General features: G+C 37.0%; 1 pseudogene. It reads right to left on the reverse strand.

What is annotated here, in order from left to right:
- Positions 1-115 precede the first annotated feature (115 nt).
- Positions 116-2,398: pseudogene (locus FAR12_RS23040) on the reverse strand (Tn3 family transposase); the annotation flags it as partial.
- Positions 2,399-2,567 lie beyond the last annotated feature (169 nt).

A 2,567-nucleotide genomic window follows, 5' to 3' on the forward strand; every position in this document is an offset into this window, starting at 1 on the left:
TGAAAGATAATGGCTAACGACTTTAAATCGTTAGTCATTTTTAAATCTTTCGTTAAGTACATGTCTACAATGAAAGAACACATAATAATTTTAATTTTTTTACAAAAAGGTATTGATAACCGGCCGTGTCTGTATAATGCTCTTCTATATTTAGATCCGTCTCATGGTGCAACAATCCATCCAAAACATGAATAGCATCCCTTGAATTTGTATGTATAATCTTTGTGTAATAAGAAGAGAATTGATCACTAGTAAAACGGTAGATAGTGGCTCCTTTTCCAGTCCCGTAATGTGGGTTTGCATCTGCATGCAGTGATGAAACACCTAGTTGCATTCTCATACCATCTGACGAGGATGTTGTACCGTCGCCCCAATAGGAGGACAACTGTAATTTATGATGGAAATTTACTAAAATGGCTTGGGCTTTATTCATTGCATCTTCATACATGCGCCATTGAGATACATTGGCTAGTTGCTTATATGTAAGTCCGGGTGTGGCTTCGGCCATCTTGCTCAAGCCAATATTCATTCCCATTCCTAAAAGGGCAGCCATGATAATGATTGTTTCTTCTTTATCTGGTTTTCGATTATTGGAAGCATGGGTGAATTGCTCATGAAATCCTGTTATATGAGCAACATCCATGAGTAAATCGGTTAATTTTATTCTTGGTAGCATCTGATAAAGGCCTGCACTAAACTTTTTTGCTTCTTCTGGAACATCTTTTTCTAAGCGTGCAAGTGACAGTTTTCCTTTTTCAAGAGAAACTCCATCCAACTTGTTGGAATTGGCAGCTAACCATTTTAACCTTTCATTAAGGCTGCTGGTTCTCTCCGTTATATAATCTTCGAATGATAAACTAACTGATAATCTCGTATTCCCCTTCGATTGATTCCATGTATCTTCCGAAAACAAATATTCCTCAAAATCCCTATATTGTCTGCTGCCAACAATGGAAACATCTCCTGCCCGAACATGCTCCCGAAGTTCTGTTAAAACAGCCATTTCATAGTAATGACGATTAATTGTTGTACCATCATCCTCGTATAAATGCTTTTTCCATCGTTTTGAAATAAAATCCACGGGTGAGTCATCAGGTACTTTTCGCTTTCCGGATTCGTTCATTCCTCGGATAATCTCAACAGCCTGTAAAAGTGGCTCATTTGCCTTTGTAGAATGAAATCCCAATACTCTTAATAGCGTTGGCGTATATTTTCTTAGTGAATAAAACCGTTTTTGTAGTAAGTCCAAATAATCATAGTCGGCAGGACGTGCAAGCTCCTGAGCCTCTTCTACTGAAGAGACAAAGGTATTCCATTCAATAACTGATTCTAAAACCTTAAAAACGTCTAATTTTTCCTCTCTTGCTTTAATTAATGCTTGTCCGATGTTCGTAAAGTGTATAACTTTCTCATTTAGCTTTTTACCGTTTTGTTTCTGGATTTCCTCTTGAGCCTTACGGCCTTTTGATAACAAACTAAGTATTTGCCTATCATGAATTTCAAACGCTTTATCTGTTAGCTCCTGAGTAAGTTGTAATAAATAGACGGCTAATATCGAATAACGTTTATTTTCTTGAAAGTCACGGAATGCATACGGCTCGTATCTTGAACCTAAGCGAGAAAGCTGTAATAGACGATTACGATTCAAATGGCTAATTTGTACCGTTTCTAATTCCATTCCTCTTATGTATTCAAGTCGTTCTATTACTCTTAGAAATGTTTCGGGTGAAGGATGACCCGGTGGTTCCTTTAACCAACCCAATATCGTTTTATTGGATTCGGATGGATGCTGCGAAGTAATGATCTCTTTAAGCTTTTCTTTTTGCTCATTTGTAAGAGATTTACTAACCGTATTAAATAGCTTCTTTTCAGCCATTGCCCTTGCTTCCCACACCATTCTTTCAAGTGTAGTGATAGCAGGCAGTATGATTTTGTTTTTTCTTAGAAAATCTATACATTCATGCAGTAGATGAATGGCATCACCATTTTCCAAAGCTAATTGATGAAGATGCTTAAATGTCATTCGATATTCACTCAGGGTAAAAGTTACAAAGTCGTATTCACTTCGAATTTCTTTCAAATGATCCCAGAGTGTATTTTCCCTTTGAGGATAATGACTAAGCGAGGATGGACTAGCGCCGATCTGTTTCGATATATATTGTATGACCGAGTCTGGGATGCTTTTGATATGAGTGTATGGCCAACTGGGATACCGAAGAACAGCTAATTGAACGGCAAACCCTAAACGGTTTTCTTCCCTCCTTCGCTTATTAACTATTTCTAAATCACGTTTGGAAAAAGTGAAGTAGGTCCCTAATATCCATTCATCTTCAGGGATTTGCATAAAAGCCTGTCTCTGTTCCGGTGTAAGCAATTCTCTACCTCTCGCAATTTTCATTCAGTATCATCCCATTTCTGTATTTATCAATTTATTAGTTCAATTATATATCAATAGAGTGTACTCTATTGATACAAGTATAGTAGACTGATAAAATCATAGTTAAGAGTGTCTCATAAGACTTGTCTCAAAAACGAGGTGAAATTTTGCAGAAAATCGGTTATGTACG

Origin of the sequence: Bacillus yapensis, assembly GCF_005280205.1 — a bacterium.
In the GTDB taxonomy this organism is placed as follows: domain Bacteria; phylum Bacillota; class Bacilli; order Bacillales; family Cytobacillaceae; genus Robertmurraya; species Robertmurraya yapensis.